Below are 1,906 nucleotides of genomic sequence, written 5' to 3'. Positions count from 1 at the left end.
GGTCGAAAGGCAGATAGCCAAGCTCATCAACGATCAGCAGTTTAGGTTTGGCAAGGAAGGACAATCGCTCTTCCAGGCGTCCTTCGCCATGGGCCTTTACCAAGGCAGAGACGAGCGCCTGGGCGGTCGTAAACAAGACGGTGTAGTTCTGCCTGATCACTTCCCGCCCAAGCGCGATGGCCAGGTGCGACTTGCCGACGCCGGGAGGCCCCAGCAGCAGGACGGCCTCGCCATGTGCGACCCAGCGAGCAATGGCCAGGTCTCGGATCTGGTGCGGATCGACACTGGGTTGGGCCTCGTAGTCGAAGCCGTCGAGCTCACGAGCATAGGGGAAATGGGCAATCTTCATCGCCATCTCGATCCGTCGCTCGTCCTTGCGGGCAATTTCTCGCTCACAAAGGAACCCGAGCGTCTCGCGCATTGTCAGGTCGTTGCGGGCCGCCTCGTCGAGCAGCGTGTCGAGCTGGTCACGGATGGCGGAGAGCTTGAGCCGGGACAACCAGCCCAGCAAGGTCTCGTGGTCGATAGCCATTACCACCGCCCTCCTGCCAGTTGCTCATATTCAAGCAGGGGACGCAGCAGATCGGGCGGCCGCATAGCTACCATCTCAGGATCGACAGGCCGCAGTACAGGGCCACTCGCGCCGCTGACGCCAACGAAATGAGCCGGGTCCGTCAACCGGCGGTGGCGACCGCTGGCCTCGGCATGTTCAGCAACCAGCTGACCGCCATGAAAAATGCGAACCTGAGCACCGCTAAGCGTCACCTGCACACTCTCTCCGACCAGTCGCCAAGGCACGGAATAGGCGTTGGTATCGATCTCGACCGCGCAGTCGCTGTGCACCTTGCGAACTAGTTCCCGGATCTGTCGGAAAGGCGGCCGACCTTGGAGCGGCTTCAGTTTGCAGGCCTCGTCACGGACGAAGCGCAGAAGCGGCGGTTCGCCGGTCGAACCGTGACACCGCGCGTCGGCCACCTCGCGCAGCCACCAGGCAATATGCTGCTCGAGTGCATCCATGCTGGCAAAGCTGTGTCCGGCTAACGCATTGTGCTTCACGTAACCGACGCCGCGCTCATCCTTGCCCTTCGTCCGCGCCCGATACGGCGCACAGGCGCGAGGTCGGAATCCCCAGTAGCGAGAGAAGGCGTGCAGCCGATCGTTGAAAACGACCTCACGCGTAGCAACGTCATGGTGCTTGACCAGCGCCCGTGCGTTGTCGAGGAGCACCTCCGCTGGCGTCCCGCCGAAGTACCGGAACGCAGTCTCGATGCCGTCCAGCCACGCTGATTGGCGCTCATGAAGGAAGGCCATCGCGAAAATCCGTCGCGAGTAGCCCAACGTTGCCACGAACATATAGACCCGTGTCATCTCACCGCCGAGTCGCACCCGCTTCTCGCCGAAGTCGATCTGCATCTGATGACCCGGCGGCGTCTCGAACCGCATCGTCGCCACGGCCTCTGCCGCCAGTTCCTGCCGATAACCCGAAACCGCGCGCTCGACCGTGCGCAAGCTCACCCTCACACCCAGTTCACGCGCCAGATCCTGGCGGACCACATCCGCGTTGCCTCGATGTCGAAAGAAGCACTCGCGCAGCCACGCTTCATGCCCGTCGAGTTTACTCACGCCTTTGCGGGGACTTCGGTATTCCTGCCAGCCACCCGCGTCGACGTAGCGCTGTACCGTCGTGCGCGAGCAACCAAACTCCCGCGCAATGCGCCGGCTTCCCCAACCGAGCTTGTTTAGCCTCAGCATCGCCGTCACCTCATCAGGCTCGAGCATCGTATCTCTCCGCGCAGACACCGCGGAGATTGTCGCATTATCCAGGCTACTCATCAGTCCCTCCTCATTCAGGAGGGGGCCCAGTTCTATTTGTCGCTACCGGCCCAGTTTTGCATGGCGCCTGACA

The 1,906-nt window shown here is 62.3% G+C and carries 2 protein-coding genes; both read right to left on the bottom strand.

The window, feature by feature from the left end:
- On the bottom strand, window positions 1-532 hold a 532-nt coding region (locus EDF56_RS25750), incomplete at its 3' end, for an ATP-binding protein (protein WP_132393023.1).
- Entirely contained in the window at window positions 532-1,833 is a 1,302-nt protein-coding gene (gene istA / locus EDF56_RS25745; RefSeq protein WP_132393021.1) for an IS21 family transposase, read from the bottom strand. The genes istA and EDF56_RS25750, both read right to left, overlap by 1 nt.
- Between the last annotated feature and the right edge of the window lie 73 nt (window positions 1,834-1,906).

The sequence above is a fragment of the Novosphingobium sp. PhB165 genome (assembly GCF_004341845.1).
In the GTDB taxonomy this organism is placed as follows: domain Bacteria; phylum Pseudomonadota; class Alphaproteobacteria; order Sphingomonadales; family Sphingomonadaceae; genus Novosphingobium.
The sequence above is the reverse complement of the archived record's forward strand: the minus strand, read 5'-3'. Positions and strand labels throughout refer to the sequence as shown.

Excerpts from the sequence above, each read along its gene's own strand:
- istA (WP_132393021.1), bottom strand. The coding sequence starts at position 1,833 with ATGAGTAGCCTGGATAATGCGACAATCTCCGCGGTGTCTGCGCGGAGA.